This window comes from Caulobacter sp. FV2ye17ST (genome assembly GCF_058680955.1).
The window spans coordinates 3,028,907-3,052,095 of sequence record NZ_CM178727.1; the positions used below are offsets into that span (position 1 = coordinate 3,028,907).

The window sequence follows — 23,189 nt, forward strand, 5'->3', positions numbered from 1 at the left end:
GCTGCATCCCCAAGGGGAGATACAGGCGGCGGGAGAACCCTACCTTCACGATGTCATTATCGCAGACCGCGCATGCCTCATTGAGGCAACAGTCGCAGCTGCAAACTTGATCAATCCTCGATCGCGTTACCAAACCTTCCGAATGAAGGAATGGTGGAGCCAGACGGATTCGAACCGACGACATCCTGCTTGCAAAGCAGGCGCTCTACCAACTGAGCTATGGCCCCTTACACACTGTGTAAGCTGCTTAAGCCCAGGAGAGCCTGGTCGGTACGTTCCGCGGTTCAGGGTGGAGAGTGGTAGGCCCGACAAGATTTGAACTTGTGACCTCACGCTTATCAAGCGTGCGCTCTAACCAACTGAGCTACGGGCCCATAGGCCGCATAGACCAAATCCCATTCTCAATGGCGCTGGGCCAAAGTGAACGGAACCCGTTCCTGGGCTCGCGATCGCCTCGATAACCTGATCGGTTATCAAGGAGTGGAAAGAGAAACGAAGACGGCGGCGATCCGCTCATCTGTATATTATAGACGTCTCAATAAGCCGAAGCTTGGAGAGACAGTCCTTAGAAAGGAGGTGATCCAGCCGCAGGTTCCCCTACGGCTACCTTGTTACGACTTCACCCCAGTCGCTGACCCTACCGTGGTCGCCTGCCCCCTTGCGGTTAGCGCAGCGCCTTCGGGTAGAGCCAACTCCCATGGTGTGACGGGCGGTGTGTACAAGGCCCGGGAACGTATTCACCGCGGCATGCTGATCCGCGATTACTAGCGATTCCAACTTCATGCACTCGAGTTGCAGAGTGCAATCCGAACTGAGACGACTTTTAGGGATTGGCTCCCCCTCGCGGGATTGCAGCCCTCTGTAGTCGCCATTGTAGCACGTGTGTAGCCCACCTTGTAAGGGCCATGAGGACTTGACGTCATCCCCACCTTCCTCCGGCTTACCACCGGCGGTCCTATTAGAGTGCCCAGCCAAACCTGATGGCAACTAATAGCGAGGGTTGCGCTCGTTGCGGGACTTAACCCAACATCTCACGACACGAGCTGACGACAGCCATGCAGCACCTGTGTCCCAGTCCCCGAAGGGAAAACCACATCTCTGTGGCGGTCCGGGCATGTCAAAAGGTGGTAAGGTTCTGCGCGTTGCTTCGAATTAAACCACATGCTCCACCGCTTGTGCGGGCCCCCGTCAATTCCTTTGAGTTTTAATCTTGCGACCGTACTCCCCAGGCGGAGTGCTTAATGCGTTAGCTGCGTCACCGACATGCATGCATGCCGACAACTAGCACTCATCGTTTACAGCGTGGACTACCAGGGTATCTAATCCTGTTTGCTCCCCACGCTTTCGAGCCTCAGCGTCAGTAACGGACCAGTATGTCGCCTTCGCCACTGGTGTTCTTCCGAATATCTACGAATTTCACCTCTACACTCGGAGTTCCACATACCTCTTCCGTACTCAAGATAGCCAGTATCAAAGGCAATTCCAAGGTTGAGCCCTGGGCTTTCACCTCTGACTAAACTATCCGCCTACGCTCCCTTTACGCCCAGTAATTCCGAGCAACGCTAGCCCCCTTCGTATTACCGCGGCTGCTGGCACGAAGTTAGCCGGGGCTTCTTCTCCGAGTACCGTCATTATCGTCCTCGGTGAAAGAATTTTACAATCCTAAGACCTTCATCATTCACGCGGCATGGCTGCGTCAGGCTTTCGCCCATTGCGCAAGATTCCCCACTGCTGCCTCCCGTAGGAGTTTGGGCCGTGTCTCAGTCCCAATGTGGCTGATCATCCTCTCAGACCAGCTAAGGATCGTAGCCTTGGTGGGCCTTTACCCCACCAACTAGCTAATCCTACGCGGGCCGCTCTAATGGCGATAAATCTTTCCCTCGAAAGGCTTATCCGGTATTAGCTCAAGTTTCCCTGAGTTGTTCCGAACCAAAAGGCACGTTCCCACGTGTTACTCACCCGTCCGCCACTAATCCCGAAGGATCCGTTCGACTTGCATGTGTTAGGCCTGCCGCCAGCGTTCGCTCTGAGCCAGGATCAAACTCTCAGGTTGAGTTGACCGCTAACACAGACTTCAATTCCAAGGGGAAAACCGAGGAATTGGTTCTGGTTTGCATAGTATCTTGACGAGTTCCCAATCACATCGATGGATTGAAGATCGAAACCTTCAGTCCATGATATTCATGGTGTCTTCAAGAGACCGCATTTGTCAGCGTTCGAGATGAACCTTTTCAGTCCATCGCCAGAGCGCCGCCGCCTGCGTTTCTCTTTCCAAATCAACAATGTCAAAGACCCAGAGCCGAAGCTCCCAGAACCGCCTCTCAGCAGCACCATCCGTTTAACGCCCGTTGTCGGCGGAGGCGGCTATCTATCCAACCTCGAATTCCATGTCAAATCGTTTTTTTCAAAACCATCCGACTTTCTCAACTTGACCAACCCGAAGGCAGGTCCGGAAGAGTTGGCAGCTTCTAGAGAAGCGGGCCAATCCAGTCAAGCTATTATTTTGAAGAAATCTTCGAAACAACAACCAACTAGACTTTCGAAATACTCAGAAGTTCTTGCGAACATCTTCCGCATTTCTCAAGGAGGGCGGCTTCTAACGAACCCAGAACTCCCTGTCAACGACCGTTCTAAACTTCTGCTCCAGTCCGGCTAGGCCGTATCAGAAGACAAAAGACGGAGCTGAAAGCGCGCCGAAAGGAGCGCTTGTCGTTTCCGTGACCGAGTCGATTGAGGCCGTGGAACCTAGCGACCTGTCTTTCGAAAAGCAAGGCCCGAAAGCCGTGGTTTCGTCCGACGGGCGGTGGCCCCGAGGCGAGGGGCGGCTTCTAGAGACCCCACCCCGGACTCGCAAGCGTTGAATCGGGGAAATGTCCCCAGGCGGACCATTGACCTGTGCACGGATGCTTGCGCGTCGCCTTCTCCTCCCCCAGAAGTCGGGATTAGAGGAGTACGAGCGTCCATGTTGTCCCAGAAGGCCCGCTACGCACTACGCGCGATGATCGAACTGGCCCGCGAAGACGGGCAGGTCACGGCCGGCGAGCTTTCGGTCCGGGCCGACGCGCCGCGCAAGTTTCTGGAGGCCATCCTTCTTACGCTCGCGCGGGAAGGCCTCGTGGTCAGCCGCCGGGGCAAGTTCGGCGGCTATCTTTTGGGGCGGCCGGCGGCCGGGATCAGCTTCGCCGAGATCATCCGCCTGGTCGACGGCCCCCTAGCCCTGGCCCCCTGCGTCAGCCGCACGGCTTTCCGCCGCTGCGAGGACTGCCGCGACCTGGCCACCTGCGCCCTGCGCGAGGCGCTGCTCAAGGCCCGCGACGCCACGGCCCAGGTTCTTGAAGGCTACAGCCTGGCCGACGCCGTCGCCGGCGAAGGCGCAGAGCTGCTCGGGGGTTAGCCTGCCGCTATATAGGCCTTGAGCCCTTCGGCCTCGGCCTGGGCTTCATTGATCTTGTATTTCACCAGGTCGCCGATGGAGATGATCCCGGCCAGACGTCCGTCGCGCACCACCGGCAGATGACGGATTCGGCGGTCGGTCATGCGCTCCAGCAGGATGTCGATCGACTCTTCGGGTTGGGCGAAGATCACCTCGGCGCTCATGCAGGCGGCGATCGGCTTGTTCAGCGCGCCCGCGCCTTCCTTGGCGATCACCCGCACGATGTCGCGTTCCGACAGGATGCCGACGATCGCCTCGTCGGCGTCGACCACGACCATCGCCCCCACCCTTCGGGTATGAAGCAGGGCCGCCGCGGCGCCCACCGTCTCCTGTGGCGAGGCCGTAAACACCAGATCGCCCTTGTCCTTCAGGATCTGAGAAACCAGCACTGCGCATCTCCCTTGTTCGTTCTTATAATAACGAGGGTCTCGCAAAGCGGTTCGGGGATCAATGGCTGTCTGAATTTGGGCTCAGCCATGCGGCCGGCGAAATCAGCAGCGCCCCGGCGGCGAAGCCGAACAGATGCGCCTCCCAGGCCACGGCCCCGGTCAGGCCGGGAAATCCGCCGAACGCCGCCATCACCAGATTGATGATCAGCCAGCTAATGGCCAGGGACAGGGCGCGCGGGGCGAACGGGCTGCTCAGCCGCCCTGGTCGATCCATCAATCGGGCGGCGGCGCCCATCAAGCCGGCCACCGCGCCCGAAGCGCCGACGACCAGACCGGTCGATTCCGGGTGGATGGCCGCATAGCCGAAGCCGGCCAGTACGCCACACACTATATAGAAGACGACGAAGACGCTCCCTCCCCTCACACCCAGGCCCAGCAGCCGGGCGACAGGCGCGCCGAAAGCCAGGGCGAAGGCGGCATTCATCAGGGCGTGGATCCAGCCGCCATGGACAAAGAGCGACGTCACCAGCCCCGCCACATCGCCGCGCCAGATCCGCACCGGCTCCAGGGCCAGGCGATAGACGGTCTCGTCGTTTGCGCCGCCCAGCATCAGGTTCGGGAGCACGATGCTGAGAGCCGCCAGCACCGCAGGCCAGGGCGCGTTGAAGATCGGTTCGGGACGGTGGTCAGGGCGGTCGGGGTTCATCACACTCTTACCTAGGCACTCGACTCGCTCGGCGCACGCGATTCAGGGTCGCACCATCCCCCGCTTAACCATTTTGCGAGACCTTGGCGCTAGACCGGAGACTGTACGAATTTGGCACGAGGGTTGCTTGCACCTTCGCGTCGGCAGTCGCGGAGGCTCTCATGGCCTGGCAGATCAAGAACAGCATCGGCTTCGGCGCGGGCTTCACCGCCGCCGTCGTGGGCCTTGGCGCGCTCGGCGCGGCCGGCGCCCAGACGATGTCCAGCAACTCTGCCGCCTACAACGCCGGCTATGGCCGCATCGCCGGCCAGGAAAGCCGCATGGTCGAATATTCGACCCGCGACGCCAACGGCAACCGCGTCGTGGTCGATGGCGTGATGCTGACCGGCGCCGACCAGAGCGTCTATTCGTCCAGCAATTCCTCGGGTTCGCTCGACGCCTATTCGGGTGTCGGCGGTCGCGGCTACAGCAGCTCGACGGCGATCGGCAACAATCTGACGGTCATCACCCAGGGCAACAACAATACGGTGATCATTAATTCGACCCAGACCAACACCGGCAACATCTCGGCGGGATCGTCGGTCAAGGGCGGATCCGATGGGAAGTAAGCGTCTCTCCTTCATCGTGGCCGCCCTGGCCTGCACCGCCCTGACGGCGTGCGGCACAAGCATGCCCAAGGTGTCGATGGAGGGGAACTACGCCAAGCCGATCGGCAAGGCGCCGGTCACCGCCAACCCGACCGACTATTCGGCGGCCCTGGTCTGCCTGAACCAGTACGCCAAGCAGAACCGCATCGCCGCGCCGCGCGTCGCGATCGGCCGCATCGCCGACTATACCGGCAAGGAAGAGTCCGACGGCTCGGGCCGCAAGGTGACGCAGGGCGCCTCCCTGCTGGCCATGACCGCCTTCGCCAAGGCCGGCATGCCGATGGTCGAGCGCTTCGACACCTCGGTGTCGGAGTTCGAGCTGAAATACGCCAACAACAAGCTGATCAGCGACCGCCCCAATCCGGGCGCGGACGTGCCGGTGGACTATCGCCGCATCCTGGCCGGCCAGGTGCCGGGCTCGGACTTCTATGTGGTCGGCGGCATCACCGAGCTGAACTACAATATCCGTTCAGCCGGCGTCGACGCCTATGCCGGCGACAAGGACACCGACGGCCTGAAGGGCAACTTCAAGCGTCGGGTGTTCGTGATGAACATCGCGCTGGACCTGCGCCTGGTGAACACCCGCACGCTGGAGGTGGTCGACGTCGTCGCCTACCAGAAGCAGGTCGTGGGCCGCGAGATCAGCCTGGGGGTCTTCGACTTCCTCAATGGCAACCTGTTCGACATCTCGGGCGGCAGGGGCGCGCTGGAGCCGATCCAGCTGGCGGTCCGCGCCCTGATCGAGCGCTCGGTCGTCGAGTTCAGCGCCAATCTCTACGGCATGCCCGGCCCGCAGGGCTGCATGCGCTACGACCCGATGGGCGACTCCACCGTCGGGCAGACGGGCGCCTTCGTGCCAGCCTACAACAATCTGGGAACCAACAATGCGCAGACCCGCGAAGACCCGTCTCGCTGGAACGCTCGCAGCGATCCCGATATGCGCGATGCTAAGCGGGGTCGCTACTAGCCAGACCGCGCCCAGCACGGTTCTGAACAACCAGATCAATCTGGGTGACGTGTTCGCCGAGCAGACCCTGAACGTCGAGACCGTCACGGACGGCTTCAGCGCCAGCACCATCGCGCCGGCCAACAGCGCCCTGATCTCGGTGCAGAACACAGACGCCTCGATGACCTCGAACCAGGAAAACTCCGGCGCGGTCCTTGCGCACGGCGTTGTCAATGTCGGGACCAACGGCGGTGCCAACAGCAACTTCACGACCACGGCGGTCGGCAACGCCGGCACGGCCGCGGCCGACAACGGGACGCTGACGGGCCGCGCCACCCAGCTGAACACCGGACCGGTTACGGCGCGCAGCCAGCTTGAGGCTCACACGGCCGAGCTGAACGACATGTCGATGAGCACCCTGGCCCAAGGCAACAGCCAGGGCCTGACCCTGATCAATGGCGCCATGGGCATGCGGGTCAGCCAGGGCAATACGGCCAATGTCCTGGCCGATGGCGGCGCCATCGCCGGCGCGATCACCGGAACGGCCTCTGTCGCCGGCACGGCGACGGGCAACAACATCACCCTGTCGGGGACCGAGCAGTCGGCGGCGCGGGTGATCACCGAGCAGTCCAATGCCGGCATCACCCAGGCCAGCAAGTTCACAGCCTATGGCTCCAGCTACCTGACCAGCACGGCGGCCTCAGCCAGCGGCAACAATCTGTCGGCGACCAATGAAGGTCCGCTGCTGGACGTGGCCTCAAGCCAGTACAACACCGCCTATGTCCGCGCCCAGGCCGAGGCGACGTCCTACCAGTTCAGCGCCGCGCAGGTCGGCGCGCATGGCGTCGGCAATTCCGCCCTGGTCGGCAACTATGGCCCCGAGGTCGTGCTCGACAACAGCCAGACCAACGAAGGCGGCGGCGTCGAGGTTATAGCCAGCTTCGAGGGCAATGATGGCTATGACGCCGTGGTCTCGTCCACGGCCATGGGCAATGCGGTCACTGGCTATGCCTGTTCGCAGTGCAGCGGCCAGATGACGATCAAGAACAATCAGGTCAACAGCGCCGAGGTCGGCGCCCGCACGACCACGACTGTCGGGTCGGCACGCTCGGTCAGCGGCGTCACCACAGCCACCGGCAACAACGCCAGCTTCTACGTGAGTTCGCCCGGCAACTGAGGCGTCAAGCGGTTACGGGGTCTCGCCGGGACCCGACCCCGCCCCATTGGGCGATCTTGATCAGCAGATCGCGCGGATTGATCGGCTTGCCGACATGGTCGTCCATGCCCTGATCGCGGTAGAAGGCCACCTGATCGGCCAGGACATTGGCGGTCAGGGCAATGATCGGGATTCCCGCGACATCGCCTTGCAGGGCCCGAATGCTGCGGGTGGCCGTGAGGCCGTCCATGACCGGCATGCGCACGTCCATCAGCACCAGATCGTAGTCGCCCGACCGAACCGCCTCCAGCGCCTCCGCGCCGTCGCGGGCAACCTCGACCTCATGGCCGGCCGATCGCAGGATGGCGCCGATCAGTTCGCGGTTGGCGTCGTTGTCGTCGGCCACCAGCAGCCGAAGGCCTCCTGACATGCGCGGCGAGGCGACCGGTCCGGGAGTCTTGATCCTGCTGGCAACCGGCAGGTCGACCACGCACCAGAAGCGCGAGCCTTGCCCCATCGTGCTGTCGACGCCGATCTGGCCGTCCATCATTTCGACCAGTTGCCGGGTGATCGTCAGCCCCAGCCCTGTGCCGCCAAAGCGGCGGGCCACCTCCGGTCCGGCCTGGGCGAACCGGTCGAAGACCGTGGCCAGCATGGCCTGGGGCACCCCGACACCTGTGTCCGAGACGGAGAGTTCCAGACGCGCGACAGCGGGATCGGGGTGAGCCCGTCGGGTCACGGCCAGGCCGACCCGGCCCCGATCGGTAAATTTGACAGCGTTGCCCAACAGATTGACCAGCACCTGTCGCAACCGCTCCGGGTCCCCCTCGACCCAGGCCGGACAGCTCTCGTCAACCGTCAAATCCAGAACCAGCCCCTTGGACGAGGCCTGGGCTTCGACGATGCCAAGGGCCTGTGACAGCATGGATCTCAAAGCGAATGGGCGGGGCTGAAGATCGACCCCGCCGGCTTCGAGCTTGGAGAGGTCCAGCACATCATTCAGCGTCGCCATCAGGGCCGAGCCGGCGTCCTGAATCCGCGCCAGTTGGCCGCGCTGTCCTTCGTCCAGAGCACTGTCAGCCAGCAGGCCGGCGAAGCCGATCACGCTGGTCAGGGGCGTGCGAAGCTCGTGGCTCATATTGGCCAGGAATTCCTGCCGCGTCCGCACGGCGGCCTCGGCGCGCTCGCGAGCCTCGCCCAGGGCCGAGCGAGCCTCGATCTCGTCGGTGATATCGGTTTCGTTGACCAGCACGCAGCCGTCACCGCTGACGGGATCGCGCGCCCACCGGGCGTCTACGCTGTGCCAGCGGGCGCCCGCGGAGGTGGCCAAAAGGAAAGACCCGAAGGCCGGCCGCCCAGTGAGGGCCGTTCGCCACACCTGCTCGCCCGCCTCACGGTCCACAAAGGAATCCACAAAGGAGGCGTTGTCGGCGGGATAGGCGGCCATGGCGGCGGGATTGGCGAACAGTCGCGCGCCCATCGCGTCATACAGGGCTACAAGCACGGTCGTGTGTCGCAGAGCCTCGATGGCCCGATGTTCCTGCGCCTCCACCTCGGCCGGCGCAGCCTCAAACAGCATACCCCAGCCGCCGTCGAGCAGGGGAACCCGCGAAATGGCGGTCCTGACCGCGACGGGAGCGCCATGGGGATAGAAAGTCCAGCGGTCGTGAACGGTCTCGCCCCGGGCGATGCGTTCGCTGATGGCGTCCATGCGGATGCGCACGGCGGGTGACTGGTCGGCGAAATCGCGGGCCTGAAGCTCATCAAGGGCCGCCGCTCCCCACAGTTCGAGCGCGGCCTTGTTGGCGTAGACCTTGCGCTTGCGCCTGTCGTCAAACACCCAGACCGGCTGACGCAGATGGTCAAAGCCGTCCACAGCGAAGGCCAGACGGCCGGAAGCCGTGGGTATGTCGATCTTCGACGACAAGGCGGGCATTCATCTCCCTGGACAGGATGACCATAACAAGATCGCGTTTGGCGGCCCATTAACGGGCGAATATGTCGCGCCCAACGCCAGGCAGCGCCTCTGCTAGGATGGCGAGCCGGATAAGGCAGGATTTTGGCGTTTTTTCCCGGCCATCCCTGTTATACGCCGCATCCTCCGCGACACTCTGACGCCTCCCCCCAAGTACGAGCACCTTATGGCTTCCCCTGCCCGCGCGCCCATTCTCGCCCTCAAGGATGTCCGGCTAGCCGATGGCGCCAAGCCCCTGTTCGACGGCGTCGACCTGGCGCTGGAGCCACGCATTCGCGCCTGTCTGGTTGGCCGCAACGGCGCGGGCAAGAGCACCCTGCTGAAGATCCTGGCCGCTCAGGGCGCCGAACCCGACAGCGGCGAGCGCATCGTGCAGCCCGGCGCGCGCATTGTCTTCGTCAGTCAGGAACCGGAAATCACCGGCGCGACCCTGCTGGACTATTGCACCGCCGGCGGCGCCCAGGACTACGAAGCCCAGGCTACGCTGGCCGACTTTGGCCTGGACCCCGAAAAGGGCACCGAAGGCCTTTCGGGCGGCGAAAAGCGTCGCGCGGCTCTGGCCCGCGCCTTCGCCGAGCAGCCCGATGTGCTGCTGCTGGACGAGCCGACGAACCACCTGGACATCTTCGCCATCCAGACGCTGGAAGAGGAACTGGCCGGCTCCAAGTGCGCCGCCCTGATCGTCAGCCACGACCGGGCCTTCCTCAACCGCGTCACCCAGCGCACCTTCTGGCTGGAGCACCGCAAGGTGCGCCGCCTGGACAAGGGCTTCCTTGAGTTCGAGACCTGGAGCGAGGCGGTGATGGCCGCCGACGCTGACGAGGCCCGTCGTCTGAACAAGGCGCTGGAACGCGAGAACGCCTGGCTGGCGCGCGGCGTCCAGGGTCGCCGGGCCCGCAATGAAGGCCGGCGCCGCGCCCTGATGGACCTTCGCGCCGAGAAGAAGGATCGCCAGAGCGACATGCGCGGCAGCATCTATATGGCTGTCGAAGCGGCTGGGACCTCGGGCAAGAAGGTCGCCGAGGCCAAGAACGTCACCAAGAAGTTCGGCGACCGGGTGATCGTCGAAGACTTCTCGACCCGCATCCTGCGCGGCGACCGCGTGGCCCTGGTCGGCCCCAACGGCGCGGGCAAGACGACGCTGGTCAAGCTGCTGCTGGGCGAGCTGGCGGTCGATTCCGGCACGGTCACCCTGGGGACCAATCTCGAGATTTCCTATGTCGACCAGGCCCGCATGGCCCTGTCGGACAAGATCACCGTCTGGGACTTCCTGACCCCCGGCGGCGGCGACTCCATCCTGGTGCGCGGCCTGCCCAAGCATGTCGCAGGCTACGCCAAGGACTTCCTGTTCACCGAGGCCCAACTGCGCCAACCGGTTACCAGCCTGTCGGGCGGGGAACGCAACCGCCTGCTGCTGGCCCGCGCCCTGGCCACGCCCACCAACCTGATGGTGCTCGATGAGCCCACCAACGACCTGGACATGGACACGCTGGACCTGCTGGAGGACCTGCTGGCCGACTTCGAGGGTACGCTGATCCTGGTCAGCCACGATCGCGACTTCATCGACCGGCTGGCCACCTCAACCATCGCCATGAACGGCCATGGCCAGGTGATCGAGACTCCCGGCGGCTGGACCGACCTGATCGACCAGAGCCCCGACTTCTTCAAGGGCGCGCGCGGCGCCGGCGGCGGCGACTTCGCCACGGGAGCCGCCAAGGCCGCTCCGGCGGTGAGCGCCCCGCCCAAGAAGACCGTCAAGCTGTCCTACAAGGACCAGCGTCGACTTGAGGAGTGCGAAGCCTTGGTCGCGGCCAGCCCCAAGATCATCGGCGATCTGGAAGCCAGACTGGCGGATCCGAACTTCTATGCGCGCGATCCTGCCGGCTTCGACAAGGTCATGAAGACCCTCGACAAGGCCCGCGCCGATCTGGCGCAGGCGGAAGAGGAGTGGCTGGCTCTTGAAGAGAAGCGCGAGGCGCTCTCCAGCTAGCGCTGGCGATCAGCCCGCCAGCCGCGTGATCACGCCGACGCCGCCCACCAGCAAGCGCTAGTCAAGAACAGGGCGCCGCCCGGCCCTGCGCCCTTCGCGCGCCGCCTGTGCTTGATGCGCCGGCTGTCTTATGCATTGTCGTGCGTCCGCCAAGTACAAGTGCGGCGGACCCAAGTTGGCCATCAGTTAAAAGCGCGCGTCATCTGCGACAAAGCGCCACAGCGGCCAAATTGCGCGGCAACCTTGAGCAGTCGCGAGCGTATTGATCCGGGGGGACGAGACGAGCATGCGGCATCAGCTGGCACAACAAGAACAGCGGCGGCAGAACACCCTGCTGCTGAGCTTGGCTGTGGCCGTCGTCGCCAGCCTGGCCTTCAGCGACTTCCTGACCCGGACAGAACTGGGCGTGGCCTCCTTCTGGCCCGCAAACGGACTGCTGGCCGTCGGTCTCATGGCGCTCAATCCGCCGCGCCGCATCGCCCTGACCAGCGTGATGGTCGTCTTTCACCTGATCATCGACCTGCTTGTCGGAGATAGTTTCGGTAAGGCCTTGCTCTACACCAGCGTTGACGTGCTGGAAGCCTATGCGGTCTGGGCCGTGGCCCGCAGGTTCTCTGGCGGCGTGCTGCGCCTGCGGACGATGCGCCAGCTGGCCCTTCTGGTCGCGATGGGCGCGCCCATCGCCGCGGCCGCCGCGCTGATCTGCGCGCCCCCGCTCTCGATCACCTCTGGAACACCTCTTCTGACCCTGTTGTGGGCCTGGTTCGCGCGAAGCGGCCTGGGGCTGGCCGTCGTGCTCCCAGCGGTCCTGGTTTTGCTGGACGCCGAGCATCGGCGCACCTTCCATCGCTCCATTACCGAGCGGCTGGCGCTGTATGCGTCGATCGCCGCGATGACCGCGATCTGCTTTCATCCCGACGGGGTTCCGGCGCCGTTCCTGATCTTTCCCCTGGCCATGCTGGCCGCTTTTCGACTGGGCGCGCGGGGGGCCGCTGAGAGCTCTCTGGTGGTGGCCTGTATCGCCATTCCTCTGGTGACTTCCACCGGCGATCTGGCCATGGGCATGCGATGGGAGACCGCCAATCCGACCCGGGTCGCCCAGGTCTTCATCAGTCTTCTGTTCGGCACAAATCTGGCGACCGGCCTGGCATTGGCGCAGCAGGAGCGCCTCAAGCGCCTGCTGGTTCGCCGCGAACAGCTGACCCGCGCGGCCAGGGCCCGGGCCCTGGCCGCGACCGAGGCCAAGACCGAGTTCCTGGCCACCATGAGCCATGAGATCCGCACGCCGCTGAACAGCGTGCTGGGCTTCGCCCAACTTCTGGCCGCCCGTAACGACCTGCCGCCGGACGCGCGCAGGCAGGTGAACCTGATCGACTCCGCCGGGGGCGCGCTGTTGACCGTGGTCAACGACATCCTCGACTTCTCACGAGTCGAGGCCGGCCAGGTGGAGCTACTGCCGCAGCCGACCTCGGCAGCGACCCTGCTTCGCGACACGGTTGCGATCATGGCCCCCGAGGCGCGCGCCAAGGGTCTGAAACTGGACATCGAGATCATTGATCCGATCGACGCCCTGCACGAACTGGACGACGCCCGCCTGCGCCAGGTTCTGCTCAATCTGCTCAACAACGCGGTGAAGTTCACCGACACGGGACGGATCGACGCCAGCCTGATCGTCGAGCCTGGCAATCATGAGGATCGACTGCGCTTCGAGATCACCGACACCGGCGCCGGCATCTCGATCGAGAAGCAGGCCCTGCTGTTCCAGCGCTTCTCGCAGATCGACAGCTCGGCGAGCCGGACCTATGGCGGCGCGGGCCTGGGCCTGGCGATCAGCCGGGCCCTGATCGAGCTCATGGGCGGCAAGATCGGCGTCGACAGCGTGCCGGGTCGGGGCTCGTGCTTCTGGATCGAGATCACCGCGCCGGTCGCCGAGCCCCTGGCCGTTTCCGAGCCGCGGACGCCCATCTCGCCAGGCGCCGCCCATATCCTGCTGGTCGACGACCATCCGATGAACCGTGAAATCGGCGTCGCCCTTCTGACCCTGGCGGGTTGCAAGGTTGATATCGCCGAGAACGGCCAACAGGCCGTCGAGGCCGCCGCGACCGGCGAGTACGACATGATCCTGATGGATATCCACATGCCGCTGATGGATGGTCTGGCCGCCACCCGCGCCATCCGCGCCCTGAACTCGCCCGCCAGCCGGGTGCCGATCATCGCCATGAGCGCCGACGCCCTGCCCCAGCAGGTCGAGCGCTGTTACGCGGCCGGAATGGTCGATCACATCGCCAAGCCGATTCAGCGCGAGGTGCTCTACGCCAAGGTCGAGCGCTGGCGGACCGCGCCCAGCGGCATCGACTAGGCGAACCGCGTTCGCTCTTGGAAGATGCGGCCTTGCCGCCTAACCTCTCGCGACTTCGTCCGGGAGGGATTCATGGGTTTCCGCAAACTGGCCTTGCTCGCCCTGTGCGCTGTGGTGGCCGCCTGTTCGCCCGCCGGGCAGGAACCCGCCGACGCTCCTGGTCGCACCGCCATGAAGCTTGCCACCGACTGGCGCGCCCAGGCCGAACTTGGCGGCTACTATCAGGCCCTGGCCACCGGCGAATACGCCAAACGCGGTCTGGACGTGACCCTGATTCAGGGCGGTCCCGGCGTGAATGTGCCCCAACTGCTGGCCACGGGCGCGGTCGACGCCGGGGTCGGCTCCAACAGCTTTATCGTGATGAACCTGGCCAAGGAAAAGGCGCCGGTGAAGGCCGTGGCCGCCTTCATGGACAAGGACCCGCAGGTCCTGATCGCCCACCCCGGCCAGGGCGTCAATTCCATCGCCGACATGAAGGGGCGTCCGATCCTGCTGTCGGACGCCTCGATCACCGCCTTCTGGGTGTGGCTGAAAGCCAAGTACGGCTTCACCGACGATCAGGTGCGCAAGTACAATTACAGCGCCGCGCCCTTCCTGGCCGACAAGCGCATCGTCCAGCAGGGCTATGCCACCAGCGAGCCCTATCTCATCGAGAAGGAAGGTGGAATCAAACCGGCGGTCTTCCTGCTGGCTGACAGCGGCTATCCCGCCTACGCCTCGATGGTGCTCATGCCCGACAGCTTCATCGCCAGGAACCCGACGGCCGCGCAGGCCTTCGTCGAGGCCACGGCCGCGGGCTGGAAATCCTACCTCTATGGCGACGCCAAGCCGGGCGATGCGGCCATCCTCAAGGACAATCCGGAGATGACCCAGGACGTCCTAGACCAAGCCCGTGAGAAGATGCGGTCCTACGTCATCGTCCCGAAGGACGGCATTGGCCAGATGACCGACGCCCGCTGGGCGGAGTTCTTCAAGGTCGCTTCGGATCAGGGCGTCTATCCCAGGGATATGAACTACAAGAGCGCCTACACGCTGCAGTTCCTGCCCAAGGACCAATGACTCTGACCATCGCCGCCCTATCGGCCGTCGAGGTCGACTATCCCCGGCGCGGTCGCGCCCTGGGGCCGGTCGATCTGGATCTGCGCGCCGGCGAGATCGTCGCCCTGGTGGGACCGTCCGGCTGCGGCAAGTCCACGGCCCTGCGCCTGCTGGCGGGCCTTGAGCAACCCACCCGCGGAACCTTGACCCGCGCCGCCGGCAAGGGCGAAACGGCGGTGGTCTTCCAGGCCCCCACGCTCGCGCCGTGGCTCAGCGCCCAGGCCAATGTCGCCCTCCCTCTGGAACTGGCCGGCGAGCGTCGCGCCGACGCCATGACGGCTGCCGCCGAGGCCCTGGCCAAGGTCGGCCTGGGCCAGGCGCTTGCCGCGCGCCCCGCCCAGTTGTCGGGCGGCATGGCCATGCGGGTTTCGCTGGCCCGCGCCCTGGTCACCCGCCCCCGCCTGCTGCTGCTGGATGAGCCCTTCGCGGCGCTGGACGAAATCACCCGCCGCGCCCTGGCCGACGATGTTCTGGCTCTGGCCGCGGAACTGTCGCCGGCCATGATCTTCGTCACCCACAATGTCGAGGAGGCGGTCTACATGGCCGGCCGTGTCGTGGTCATGACCCCCGGCCCCGGCCGCATCGCGGGAGAAGTCGTCATCGACGGCCCCATGATCCGTCCCCCCGCCTTTCGCACCAGCCAGGCCTTCCGCGACGCCGCCGAGCGGGTGTCGGGCCTGCTGGCCGAGGCCGGGGTTCGCGCCGCATGAGGACCTTGTCGGCCTTCCTGTCGCCGCTCCTGCTGATCGGCCTGCTGCTGGCGGCCTGGGAGATCGTCTGCCAGCGCCTGTCGGTTCCGCCCTATCTACTGCCGCCGCCGAGCGCGATCTGGACAGCCCTGATCGAAGGCTGGCCGCTGCTGCTGGCTTCGGCCTGGGGTACGCTGTCGACGGCTCTCGTGGCGCTGGTCATCGCCAGCCTGCTGGCCTGCGCCCTGGCCCTGACAGTCAGCTTGAGTCCCCTGCTGGAAGACGCGATCCGCCCCATCGCGGTCACGCTGCAAGTGACGCCACTGGTCGCCATCGCTCCGCTGGTGACCATCTGGGCGGGGATCGACCATCCCGAACGCGCCGTGATCGGCCTGGCCGCCGTGGTCGCCTTCTTCCCGATCTTCTCGGGCGCCCTGACTGGTCTCAAGGCCGTGGATCCCGACCTGGCCCGCCTTTTCGATCTCTATGGCGCGACGTCGGCCCAGCGGCTCTGGCGCCTGCGCCTGCCCTCGGCCGTCCCCGCGCTTCTGGAGGGCCACAAGGTCGCCTCCGGCCTGGCCGTGATCGGAGCCGTGGTGGCCGAGTTCGTGGCCGGTTCGGGCGGAGCCCAGGGCCTGGCCTGGCGAATTCTGGAATCCTACAACCGTCTGCAGACCGCGCGCGTGTTCGCCGCCCTCTTGACCCTGGCCCTGCTGGGTGTGGCGCTTCACGCCCTGATGGAGCTGGCCGAACGTCGATTGCTCGCCGTTTGGCGCGGGCGTTAGGTCCGGATTAAGCGGGGCAGGCTAAGGCTGGAGGCTCGGAGTTTTCCGTCAGGCCGCCCCATGCGTACCATCGTCCTCATCGCCGTCCTTGCTTGCGCCGCGTCCGCCGCGCGCGCCGAGGACACGCGCGAGAGCCGCTATGGTCCGCGACCAAGCCGTCAGACCGGCGCCCTGACCGCCGCTTCGGGCTATGGCGGGCCGATCCTGGGCTGGGCCGGCAAGCAGGAACCCGCCGCGCCCCGCTCGCAGAGCTCTCGGCCCGTATCCGAACCCTGGCGTCAGCCCTACGTCGCGCCCCAAGCACAGACGCCCATGTCGGAACCCTGGCGTAATCTGGGCATGCGCTCGCAATCTGCGACGCCCGCGCCCGTATCACAAGCCCAACCGCCGATGTCGGAACCCTGGCGGAACCTCGGCGCGCGACCGCTGGCCAAAGCGCCCGGCGTGCAGGCCGAGCGCCAAGACATCGAACCGCCAACACAGATCATCCGCCAACCGATCCCGGCGGCTCAGACTCAAACCGCACCTACGGCGATGGCGGCCTATGCGCCTGCGGCCCAGACCCTGGCCCGGACCTATTCCGTAGGCCGCCAGTATGGACTGCAGCCTGACGCCCTGCCCCCGCTGCAGCCGAACGGCATGGTGTTCATCGCACCGTCAGAAGAAGCGCCCCGCCTTAAGGACGACGAGCCCCGTCACGGTTCGGCCGAGTGGCTGGCGGCCGGCGCACGCGGTGACGAAGACGGCGATCGCGACAGCAAGGACCGGTCGCTCTGATGCAGTCCAAGCTTCACGACCTGATCGCCCTGGCAGACGAGCCGTCGAGCGCAAAACGCCGCGAACTGCTACGGGGCGTCACCGACCTGTTCTTCGCCGGCGAAGGCCACGACCCGGTGCAGATGGGCCTGTTTGACGACGTCATGAGCCAGCTGGCCGGTGAGATGGAAGAGGCCGTCAAGGTCGAGCTGGCCGAGCGCTTGAGCCATGCGCCGACCCCTCCGCGCGGCCTCAGCAAGGCTCTGGCCCTGGACAGCATCGCCGTCGCCCAGCCGATCCTGCGCGGCTCCTCCAGCCTCTCGGAAGAAGACCTGCTGGAAGTGGCCCGCACCCGCGGCCAGGATCATCTGCGCGCCATCTCGCAGCGCGCCAGCGTTCCCAGCGCCGTATCGGACGCCATCGTCCAGCGCGGGGATGACGACACGCTTGGCGTCCTGCTGCGCAACGAAGGCGCCGTGCTGTCGCGCGCCGCCCACGAGGCCGTCGTCGATCGCGCTGCCTCAAACCCGGCCCTGCACGAGGCCGTGGTGGACCGTCACAGCCTGCCGGTCGATCTGCTCAACGAAATGTACTTCATGGTCGAGGCCAAGCTTCGCGACCGGATCATGGAGAAGAACGCCGACATGGATCCGGCCACGCTGGAAGCCGCGCTCAATGCCGGTCGCAAGCGCGTGGCCGCCCAGGACGGCGCCCTGCCCGCCGACCACGCCCAGGCCGAACACGAGTTCCACGCCATCAAGGCCAAGGGCGGCGTCTCGCCCCAGGCCCTGGCGGGTATGCTGCGCGCCAAGAAGACAACCCTGTTCCTCGTCGCCCTGGCGGAGATGGCCGACATCGACTTCCACACCGCCCGCAAGATCCTCGAGCGTCGTGAGCTGGATGGCCTGGCCGTGGTCTGCAAGGCGGCCGATTTCGACCGCGCCCTGTTCCTGACCTTCGCCCTGCTGATCCTGGATCCGTCCGACGACGTGATGGGCAAGGCCAAGGCCTATGGCGAGCTCTACGGCGACCTGCCCCGGGACTCGGCGCTGCGGACCATCCGCTTCTGGCGCCTGCGCCGCCAGACTGGCGACGTCGCCGCCGCCTGATCGCGGCTTTCGCGGGGCCGTCGCCGCCTTGCTTGCGCCTTCACGGACGCCCAAGGTGCGGCTTCGAAAAAGCTCACCAAACCCTAGGCTGTCTATGATTCGCGCTTCGCGCCTGACACTCCTGGCCGCTGTCGGCCTGTCCCTCGCCGCCTGCTCGGCTCTGCCCAAGCTTTCCATGCCGTCCCTGCCTGGCAGGGAGGCTATCCTCGCGCCGGCCCAGCCCGCCGGCCCGACCCTGGCGTCGCTCAAGCCCGGCCAGTGGGCGCACGAGGTGTCGGACGTCGCGCCCGACCCGCGCGTGCGGTTCGGCGTCCTGCCCAGCGGCATGCGCTACGCCCTGATGAAGAACGCCACCCCGCCCCAGCAGGCCGCCCTGCGCCTGTGGTTCGACACTGGCTCGATGATGGAGGCCGACGACCAGCAGGGCCTGGCCCACTTCCTCGAGCACATGGCCTTCAACGGCAGCAAGAACGTACCCGAAGGTGAGATGATCAAGATCCTGGAGCGCCACGGCCTGGCCTTCGGGGCCGACACCAACGCCTCCACCGGTCTGGACGAGACCATCTACCAGCTCGATCTGCCCAAGACCGATGACGCGACGGTCGACACCTCACTGATGCTGCTGCGCGAGGCGGCCGGCGAGCTGACCATCGCGCCCGAGGCCGTCGATCGCGAACGCGGCGTGGTGCTCTCGGAAGAGCGCACTCGCGACAGCCCCGGCTATCGCGTGGCCATCAAGTCGATGGGCTTCCAGATGGAAGGCCAGCTGCCGCCCAAGCGCATCCCCATCGGCAAGACCGAGGTTCTCAAGACAGCGCCCGCCCAACGCATCCGAGACTACTATGAGGCCTACTACCGACCCGAGCGGGCGGTGCTGGTGGCGGTCGGCGACTTCGACCTCGACGCCATGGAGGCCAAGATAAAAGCCCGCTTCGGCGACTGGACGGCCAAGGGACCTGCCGGCGCCGATCCTGATGTCGGCAAGGTGGCAAGGCGGGGTGAGACCGCGCGCGTCGTCGTCGAGCCCGGCGCGCCGCTGTCGGTGCAGCTGTCCTGGGCGGCGACGCCCGACGGCCTGATCGAAACCCGCGCCACCGACGTGGCGGATACGCTCCGGAACCTGGGCTTCGCGGTGTTGAACCGTCGGATGCAAGCCCTGAGCCGCGCGGCCGATCCGCCCTTCATCGCGGGCGGCGCCTTTACCGGTGATCAATATGGCGCGGTGCGCATGACCACCCTGGGCGCCACAGCGCAGCCGGGTCGCTGGCGCGAGGCGCTGTCGGCCCTGGACCAGGAACAGCGACGCGTCGTGCAATATGGCGTGCGCCAGGACGAGCTGGACCGCGAGATCGCCAGCATGCGCTCATCCCTGGTCGCGGCGGTCTCCGGCGAGGCCACCCAGCGCACCACGGCCCTGGCCGGCGGGATCGTCGGAACCCTGGGCGACGGCGAGACCGTCACCAGCCCCAGCCAGAATCTGACCGCCTTCGACCAGATCGTAAAAGGCCTGACGGCGGAGCGCGTCAGCGCCGCGCTGAAAGCAGCCTTCGCCGGCCAGGGCCCGCTGATCCTGATCCCCAGCCCGACCAATATCGAGGGCGCCGAGAAGACGGTGCTCGCCGCCTATGCAGACGCCCGCAAGGTCGCCGTGCTGCCCCCCGCCGCGCCCGGCGTCACAGCCTGGCCCTATGCCAGCTTCGGGCCGATCGGCAAGGTCGCCGAGCAGAAGGACGTCACCGACCTCGACACCGTCTTCGTGCGGTTCGAGAACGGCGTGCGACTGACAGTCAAGCCGACCAAGTTCCGCGACGATCAGGTGCTGATCAAGGCGCGCATCGGCAACGGCCTTCTCGATCTGCCGTCCGACGCCCAGAGCCCGCTATGGTCCAGCTCCGCCTTCATCGAGGGTGGGCTCAAGCAGATCAGCGCCCAGGACATGGAGCGGGTGCTGAACGGCAAGATCTGGAACGCCAGCCTGGGCGTCGAGGACAACGCCTTCACCCTCAGCGGCCGCACCCGGCCCGAGGATGTCGGCACGGAACTGCAGGTGCTGGCCGGCTTCGCGATGGAGCCGGGCTGGCGGCCAGAAGCCTTCTCGCGGATCAAGACCTATTACGGCACCATCCACGACCAGCTGGAAACCACCACCGGCGGCGTCATGGGACGCGACCTCAGCGGGCTGCTGCATAACGGCGACAGGCGCTGGACCTTTCCGTCCCGCGCGGACATCGCCGCCGCCTCGCTCGACGGCCTGAAGGCAGCTGTCACCGATCCGCTCAGCAAGGGCGCGATCGAGGTCGTGATGGTCGGCGACATCACTGTCGACAAGGCGATCGCCGCCGTGGCCGAGACCTTCGGGGCCCTGCCCACCCGCCCGGGTCTGGCCGATCCCGTCGCCGCGCGTCAGGTTCCCTTCCCCGCCCCGTCAACGACGCCGGTGGTGCTGACCCACAAGGGCCGCGCCGACCAGGCCCAGCTGTTCATGAGCTGGAGGACCGACGACCTGTTCTCTGACCTGCAGCGCTCGCGCGACACCTCGGTCCTGGCCCAGGTGATGCAGCTGCGGCTGACCGACGAACTGCGCGAAAAGCAGGGGGCCACCTATTCGCCATCGGCCGGGGCCACCCACAGCGTGATCTTCAACGACTGGGGCTATCTGTCGGTCAGTGTTGAGGTGCCGCCGGACAAGCTGGACGGCGTCGCCGCCACCATTCGCCAGATCGCCGCCGACCTGCGCGACAAGCCCGTCACCGATGACGAACTGGAGCGCGCCAAGAAGCCGCGCATCGACCAGATCGAAAAGTCGCGCGTCACCAACGAGTACTGGCTGGGCAACCTGTCGGGTGCCCAGACCGATCCGCGCATCCTGGACGCCACCCGCTCGGTGATCGCCGGGCTGGAACGGGTCAAGGCCGCCGACGTCCAGAAGGCCGCCCGCACCTTCCTGGGCGAGGACAGGTCCTGGACCGTGCTGGTCAAGCCGGAAGCCAAGTAGACATAAAAAGGCCCTCCCGCCGGCTGGCGGGAGGGCCTGAACGTTCAGCGATGGCGAGGGTCTAGTAGACCACGCCGCCGACGCCGCCATCGAGGCTGAAGCTCATCGAAGACGCGCTGGTCTCGCGAACCTGCTCCTCGCGATAGGCCGTGTAGGTCTCGCTGGTCAGGATGGTCAGGATCTTCACGCCAGCGCCAAAGCGGCGCAGCAGCGAGCGCTCGTTGCAGTCGCGGGCGGGACGCTGCGGACGGCAGGTCAAGGTACCCGCCTGGCCGGCCTGACCGGCGCCCGGGGCGTGATAGAGGGCCTCGTTCTTGGCGCAGATATAGGTCTGGGCGCCGCGGCCATTGGTGCTGATGTCGATGCTGCTCTCGTAGTCGCCGATCACATACTGCATGCGCGAGCCGGCGATGCAGCGATAGAGTTCGCCATCATAGCGATCATCGATATCGCGGTCGGGGGTGACCTGAGAGGCCGGGTGCGGCACGTCGCGATCGTCCAGGCAGACAGCGCGGATGACCACGCGGCGCAGCTTGGTGCGGGTGGCCTCATAGGATGCGCGGCGACGCAGTTCGCCGCCCTCGACATTGAGGCCCTGAATGTAGCCGGTCGACATCGGGCCCGAGTAATAGCCGCCGTGACCGCCGCCACCGTAATAGACGTTGGTGGTCGCGCCAGCGCCAGCGCCCGCTCCGGCTCCGGCTCCGGCTCCGGCGCCCGCGCCCGCTACGGCTCCCGCCGAGGCGCTGGCGTTGGCGTTGACGATCACCGTCGCGCCGACATTGATGTTCACACCCGGAATATTGACGTTGTGACCCGGCGTGCAGCACGGGGTGCTGGGCGGCTTGGGAGGCTTGGGGGGCGCCGGCGGAGGCTTGCAGCAGACCGGCGGCGTGGGCGTGCAACCGCTGTTGCACTGCGCATAGGCCGCGCCGCCCAGCATCAGGCTTCCCAGCAGGGCGCCAAGACCCCAAGCCAGCCCGCGCATCGATCGTTTCGGCGCCTTCATGGCGGTCCCCTTCACACGACGTCGTCCGGCCGTTTGGCCAGCAAGAATCGGGCCGTCACCCGCTTCCCAGTCGGCTTGCGCCAAAACGGGACGGTCGGGGCTCTGGCACGGATCTCCTAGCAAGCCCCATGCGGCACAAAACGGCCGTTGAAGGACCCGCCGAGGGGACGACGATGTTCCATCCAAGCACACAACGGTTGATAGACTATTGGCGCGACCGCAAAGGCGACGCGCCCGCGCCGTCGCGCGCAGACATCAATCCGGGCGATTTCACCGACCTTTTGCCTCAGGTCTTCATCGCCGGGCGCGAGAAGCTGGGGCGCATGCCCTTCCGCCTGGCCGGCGGCTTCCTGGCCGACCTGCACGCCCGCGATCTGCGTGGCGAGGATCTTTTGAGCCTGTGGGCCCTGTCGCACCGGCTGGAGCTGAAGTCCTCGCTGGAGATCGCCCGTCGCCGCTGCCAGCCGGTGGTGGTGACGGCCGACATTCGGGCTCAGGGGGTTCCGTCGGTCGGCATGGAGGTGCTGTTCGCGCCCCTGCGCGGCGTGAGCGGCGAAACCGACCGCTTCCTGGGAATCTATCAGCCCATCGCCATGACGGCGCGCCTGGAAGGGCGTCCGGCCTACGAACTGGGCGTTCGCAAGATCCAGCCCCTGGGCCTCGCCAATCAGGAAGGCGCGCGGTTGCGCCTGGCCACCCTGGATGGACGCCGGATCGCCTAGCCCCTCGCGGCCTTTGCGGTCTCGAACTGGTTGGTATGGGTGACGTAGTAGTCCAGCTCGACCAGCAGTTCGCGCCACGCCGTGTCGATATCGGCCGTCCAGTCCGCGCCCAGCACCTCGCGCAGGGTGTCCGCCAGCACGCCAAAGAAGGTTCCGAACACCCGGGGCGGCACGTCATAGCCGGCGTGGTTCATCGCTTCGGACTGGATCAGGGTGGCCGCGTACAGCCGCTCGCCCACGAAATCCAGGATGGCCCGGATCACTTGCGACAGCATCTCGCCGCGCACCTGGCCATTGGCATCCATGCAGAACAGCGGCTCCATGTCCGGCTGCTGGCGAAAGAGCCGCTCATAGACCAGGGGCGTGAGATCGTCGCAGCGCTGGGCCGCCAGCTCCAGGCTGCTCTCGATCAGCGCCGCGCGCAC

The 23,189-nt window shown here is 65.8% G+C and carries 19 protein-coding genes, 2 tRNA genes and 1 rRNA gene; 14 read left to right on the forward strand and 8 right to left on the reverse strand.

Annotation, left to right across the window (positions count from 1 at the left end):
• Positions 1-151 precede the first annotated feature (151 nt).
• From ACW17V_RS14495 to ACW17V_RS14505, 3 genes are all read right to left on the reverse strand, one after another.
• Positions 152-227: transfer RNA gene (locus tag ACW17V_RS14495), tRNA-Ala, on the reverse strand.
• Positions 228-297: 70 nt separating this feature from the next.
• Positions 298-374, reverse strand: a tRNA-Ile gene (locus tag ACW17V_RS14500).
• Positions 375-569: 195 nt separating this feature from the next.
• A 16S ribosomal RNA gene (locus tag ACW17V_RS14505) occupies positions 570-2,053 on the reverse strand.
• A 153-nt stretch (positions 2,054-2,206) separates the two neighbouring features.
• Here ACW17V_RS14505 and ACW17V_RS14510 point away from each other — a divergent pair.
• Entirely contained in the window at positions 2,207-2,656 is a 450-nt protein-coding gene (locus ACW17V_RS14510) for a hypothetical protein (RefSeq protein ID WP_492105782.1), read from the forward strand.
• A gap of 306 nt (positions 2,657-2,962) precedes the next feature.
• Complete coding sequence (locus ACW17V_RS14515; RefSeq protein WP_492105783.1) at positions 2,963-3,394, forward strand: RrF2 family transcriptional regulator; 432 nt, start codon at positions 2,963-2,965, stop codon at positions 3,392-3,394.
• Here the strand turns inward: ACW17V_RS14515 and ACW17V_RS14520 are convergent.
• Both ACW17V_RS14520 and ACW17V_RS14525 read right to left on the reverse strand, forming a co-directional pair.
• Positions 3,391-3,822 (reverse strand): CBS domain-containing protein, encoded by a 432-nt coding sequence (locus ACW17V_RS14520; protein WP_492105784.1) that lies wholly within the window; start codon positions 3,820-3,822, stop codon positions 3,391-3,393. The genes ACW17V_RS14515 and ACW17V_RS14520 overlap by 4 nt on opposite strands.
• 58 nt (positions 3,823-3,880) lie before the next feature.
• Positions 3,881-4,528, reverse strand: a complete 648-nt coding sequence (locus ACW17V_RS14525; protein WP_492105785.1) for a rhomboid family intramembrane serine protease — start codon at positions 4,526-4,528, stop codon at positions 3,881-3,883.
• A gap of 161 nt (positions 4,529-4,689) precedes the next feature.
• Between ACW17V_RS14525 and hfaA the strand changes: the two genes are divergently transcribed.
• Genes hfaA through hfaD form a run of 3 tightly spaced genes read left to right on the forward strand, consistent with a single transcriptional unit; the run spans position 4,690 to position 7,298 of the window.
• Entirely contained in the window at positions 4,690-5,136 is a 447-nt protein-coding gene (hfaA, locus tag ACW17V_RS14530) for a holdfast anchoring protein HfaA (RefSeq protein ID WP_492105786.1), read from the forward strand.
• Positions 5,126-6,142, forward strand: a complete 1,017-nt coding sequence (gene hfaB / locus ACW17V_RS14535) for a holdfast anchoring protein HfaB (RefSeq protein WP_492105787.1) — start codon at positions 5,126-5,128, stop codon at positions 6,140-6,142. The genes hfaA and hfaB overlap by 11 nt, the downstream gene beginning before the upstream one ends.
• Positions 6,120-7,298: a holdfast anchor protein HfaD gene (hfaD, locus tag ACW17V_RS14540; protein WP_492105788.1), complete on the forward strand. Its 1,179-nt coding sequence runs from the start codon at positions 6,120-6,122 to the stop codon at positions 7,296-7,298. Before hfaB ends, hfaD begins: the two co-directional genes overlap by 23 nt.
• 4 nt (positions 7,299-7,302) lie before the next feature.
• Here the strand turns inward: hfaD and ACW17V_RS14545 are convergent, their stop codons facing one another.
• Positions 7,303-9,213 carry a response regulator gene (locus ACW17V_RS14545; RefSeq protein ID WP_492105789.1) on the reverse strand — a complete coding sequence of 637 codons (1,911 nt, stop codon included), beginning with the start codon at positions 9,211-9,213 and terminating at the stop codon, positions 7,303-7,305.
• A gap of 205 nt (positions 9,214-9,418) precedes the next feature.
• Between ACW17V_RS14545 and ACW17V_RS14550 the strand changes: the two genes are divergently transcribed.
• From ACW17V_RS14550 to ACW17V_RS14585, 8 genes are all read left to right on the forward strand, one after another.
• The gene (locus tag ACW17V_RS14550) at positions 9,419-11,242 is read left to right on the forward strand and encodes an ABC-F family ATP-binding cassette domain-containing protein (RefSeq protein ID WP_492105790.1); all 1,824 of its coding nucleotides are present in this window, start codon (positions 9,419-9,421) and stop codon (positions 11,240-11,242) included.
• A 286-nt stretch (positions 11,243-11,528) separates the two neighbouring features.
• A complete protein-coding gene (locus ACW17V_RS14555; RefSeq protein ID WP_492105791.1) occupies positions 11,529-13,601 on the forward strand; it encodes a hybrid sensor histidine kinase/response regulator in 2,073 nt (690 codons plus the stop codon).
• Between the two features lie 72 nt (positions 13,602-13,673).
• The gene (locus ACW17V_RS14560; protein WP_492105792.1) at positions 13,674-14,660 is read left to right on the forward strand and encodes an ABC transporter substrate-binding protein; all 987 of its coding nucleotides are present in this window, start codon (positions 13,674-13,676) and stop codon (positions 14,658-14,660) included.
• The gene (locus ACW17V_RS14565; RefSeq protein ID WP_492105793.1) at positions 14,657-15,409 is read left to right on the forward strand and encodes an ABC transporter ATP-binding protein; all 753 of its coding nucleotides are present in this window, start codon (positions 14,657-14,659) and stop codon (positions 15,407-15,409) included. The genes ACW17V_RS14560 and ACW17V_RS14565 overlap by 4 nt, the downstream gene beginning before the upstream one ends.
• Before the next feature lie 5 nt (positions 15,410-15,414).
• A complete protein-coding gene (locus tag ACW17V_RS14570; RefSeq protein WP_492108806.1) occupies positions 15,415-16,173 on the forward strand; it encodes an ABC transporter permease in 759 nt (252 codons plus the stop codon).
• 60 nt (positions 16,174-16,233) lie between these two features.
• A complete protein-coding gene (locus ACW17V_RS14575; RefSeq protein ID WP_492105794.1) occupies positions 16,234-16,950 on the forward strand; it encodes a hypothetical protein in 717 nt (238 codons plus the stop codon).
• Positions 16,950-18,038 carry a DUF2336 domain-containing protein gene (locus ACW17V_RS14580; protein ID WP_492105795.1) on the forward strand — a complete coding sequence of 363 codons (1,089 nt, stop codon included), beginning with the start codon at positions 16,950-16,952 and terminating at the stop codon, positions 18,036-18,038. The genes ACW17V_RS14575 and ACW17V_RS14580 overlap by 1 nt, the downstream gene beginning before the upstream one ends.
• A gap of 94 nt (positions 18,039-18,132) precedes the next feature.
• A complete protein-coding gene (locus ACW17V_RS14585) occupies positions 18,133-21,033 on the forward strand; it encodes a M16 family metallopeptidase (protein WP_492105796.1) in 2,901 nt (966 codons plus the stop codon).
• 61 nt (positions 21,034-21,094) lie between these two features.
• Here ACW17V_RS14585 and ACW17V_RS14590 read toward each other — a convergent pair whose 3' ends face one another.
• Complete coding sequence (locus tag ACW17V_RS14590) at positions 21,095-22,042, reverse strand: hypothetical protein (RefSeq protein WP_492105797.1); 948 nt, start codon at positions 22,040-22,042, stop codon at positions 21,095-21,097.
• Positions 22,043-22,215: 173 nt separating this feature from the next.
• Between ACW17V_RS14590 and ACW17V_RS14595 the strand changes: the two genes are divergently transcribed.
• Positions 22,216-22,764 carry a PAS domain-containing protein gene (locus ACW17V_RS14595; protein ID WP_492105798.1) on the forward strand — a complete coding sequence of 183 codons (549 nt, stop codon included), beginning with the start codon at positions 22,216-22,218 and terminating at the stop codon, positions 22,762-22,764.
• Here the strand turns inward: ACW17V_RS14595 and ACW17V_RS14600 are convergent.
• Positions 22,761-23,189 (reverse strand): globin domain-containing protein, encoded by a 429-nt coding sequence (locus ACW17V_RS14600; RefSeq protein ID WP_492105799.1) that lies wholly within the window; start codon positions 23,187-23,189, stop codon positions 22,761-22,763. The two genes, ACW17V_RS14595 and ACW17V_RS14600, sit on opposite strands and share 4 nt — an antisense overlap.

What these genes read in the sequence shown, in the direction of transcription:
- ACW17V_RS14555 (WP_492105791.1), top strand. Translation starts at nt 11,529, where the DNA reads ATGCGGCATCAGCTGGCACAACAAGAACAGCGGCGGCAGAACACCCTG.
- ACW17V_RS14545 (WP_492105789.1), bottom strand. Translation starts at nt 9,213, where the DNA reads ATGCCCGCCTTGTCGTCGAAGATCGACATACCCACGGCTTCCGGCCGT.
- ACW17V_RS14525 (WP_492105785.1), bottom strand. Translation starts at nt 4,528, where the DNA reads ATGAACCCCGACCGCCCTGACCACCGTCCCGAACCGATCTTCAACGCG.
- ACW17V_RS14560 (WP_492105792.1), top strand. Translation starts at nt 13,674, where the DNA reads ATGGGTTTCCGCAAACTGGCCTTGCTCGCCCTGTGCGCTGTGGTGGCC.
- ACW17V_RS14515 (WP_492105783.1), top strand. Translation starts at nt 2,963, where the DNA reads ATGTTGTCCCAGAAGGCCCGCTACGCACTACGCGCGATGATCGAACTG.
- ACW17V_RS14575 (WP_492105794.1), top strand. Translation starts at nt 16,234, where the DNA reads ATGCGTACCATCGTCCTCATCGCCGTCCTTGCTTGCGCCGCGTCCGCC.
- hfaA (WP_492105786.1), top strand. Translation starts at nt 4,690, where the DNA reads ATGGCCTGGCAGATCAAGAACAGCATCGGCTTCGGCGCGGGCTTCACC.
- ACW17V_RS14595 (WP_492105798.1), top strand. Translation starts at nt 22,216, where the DNA reads ATGTTCCATCCAAGCACACAACGGTTGATAGACTATTGGCGCGACCGC.
- hfaD (WP_492105788.1), top strand. Translation starts at nt 6,120, where the DNA reads ATGCTAAGCGGGGTCGCTACTAGCCAGACCGCGCCCAGCACGGTTCTG.
- ACW17V_RS14590 (WP_492105797.1), bottom strand. Translation starts at nt 22,042, where the DNA reads ATGAAGGCGCCGAAACGATCGATGCGCGGGCTGGCTTGGGGTCTTGGC.
- hfaB (WP_492105787.1), top strand. Translation starts at nt 5,126, where the DNA reads ATGGGAAGTAAGCGTCTCTCCTTCATCGTGGCCGCCCTGGCCTGCACC.
- ACW17V_RS14580 (WP_492105795.1), top strand. Translation starts at nt 16,950, where the DNA reads ATGCAGTCCAAGCTTCACGACCTGATCGCCCTGGCAGACGAGCCGTCG.
- ACW17V_RS14585 (WP_492105796.1), top strand. Translation starts at nt 18,133, where the DNA reads ATGATTCGCGCTTCGCGCCTGACACTCCTGGCCGCTGTCGGCCTGTCC.
- ACW17V_RS14550 (WP_492105790.1), top strand. Translation starts at nt 9,419, where the DNA reads ATGGCTTCCCCTGCCCGCGCGCCCATTCTCGCCCTCAAGGATGTCCGG.
- ACW17V_RS14565 (WP_492105793.1), top strand. Translation starts at nt 14,657, where the DNA reads ATGACTCTGACCATCGCCGCCCTATCGGCCGTCGAGGTCGACTATCCC.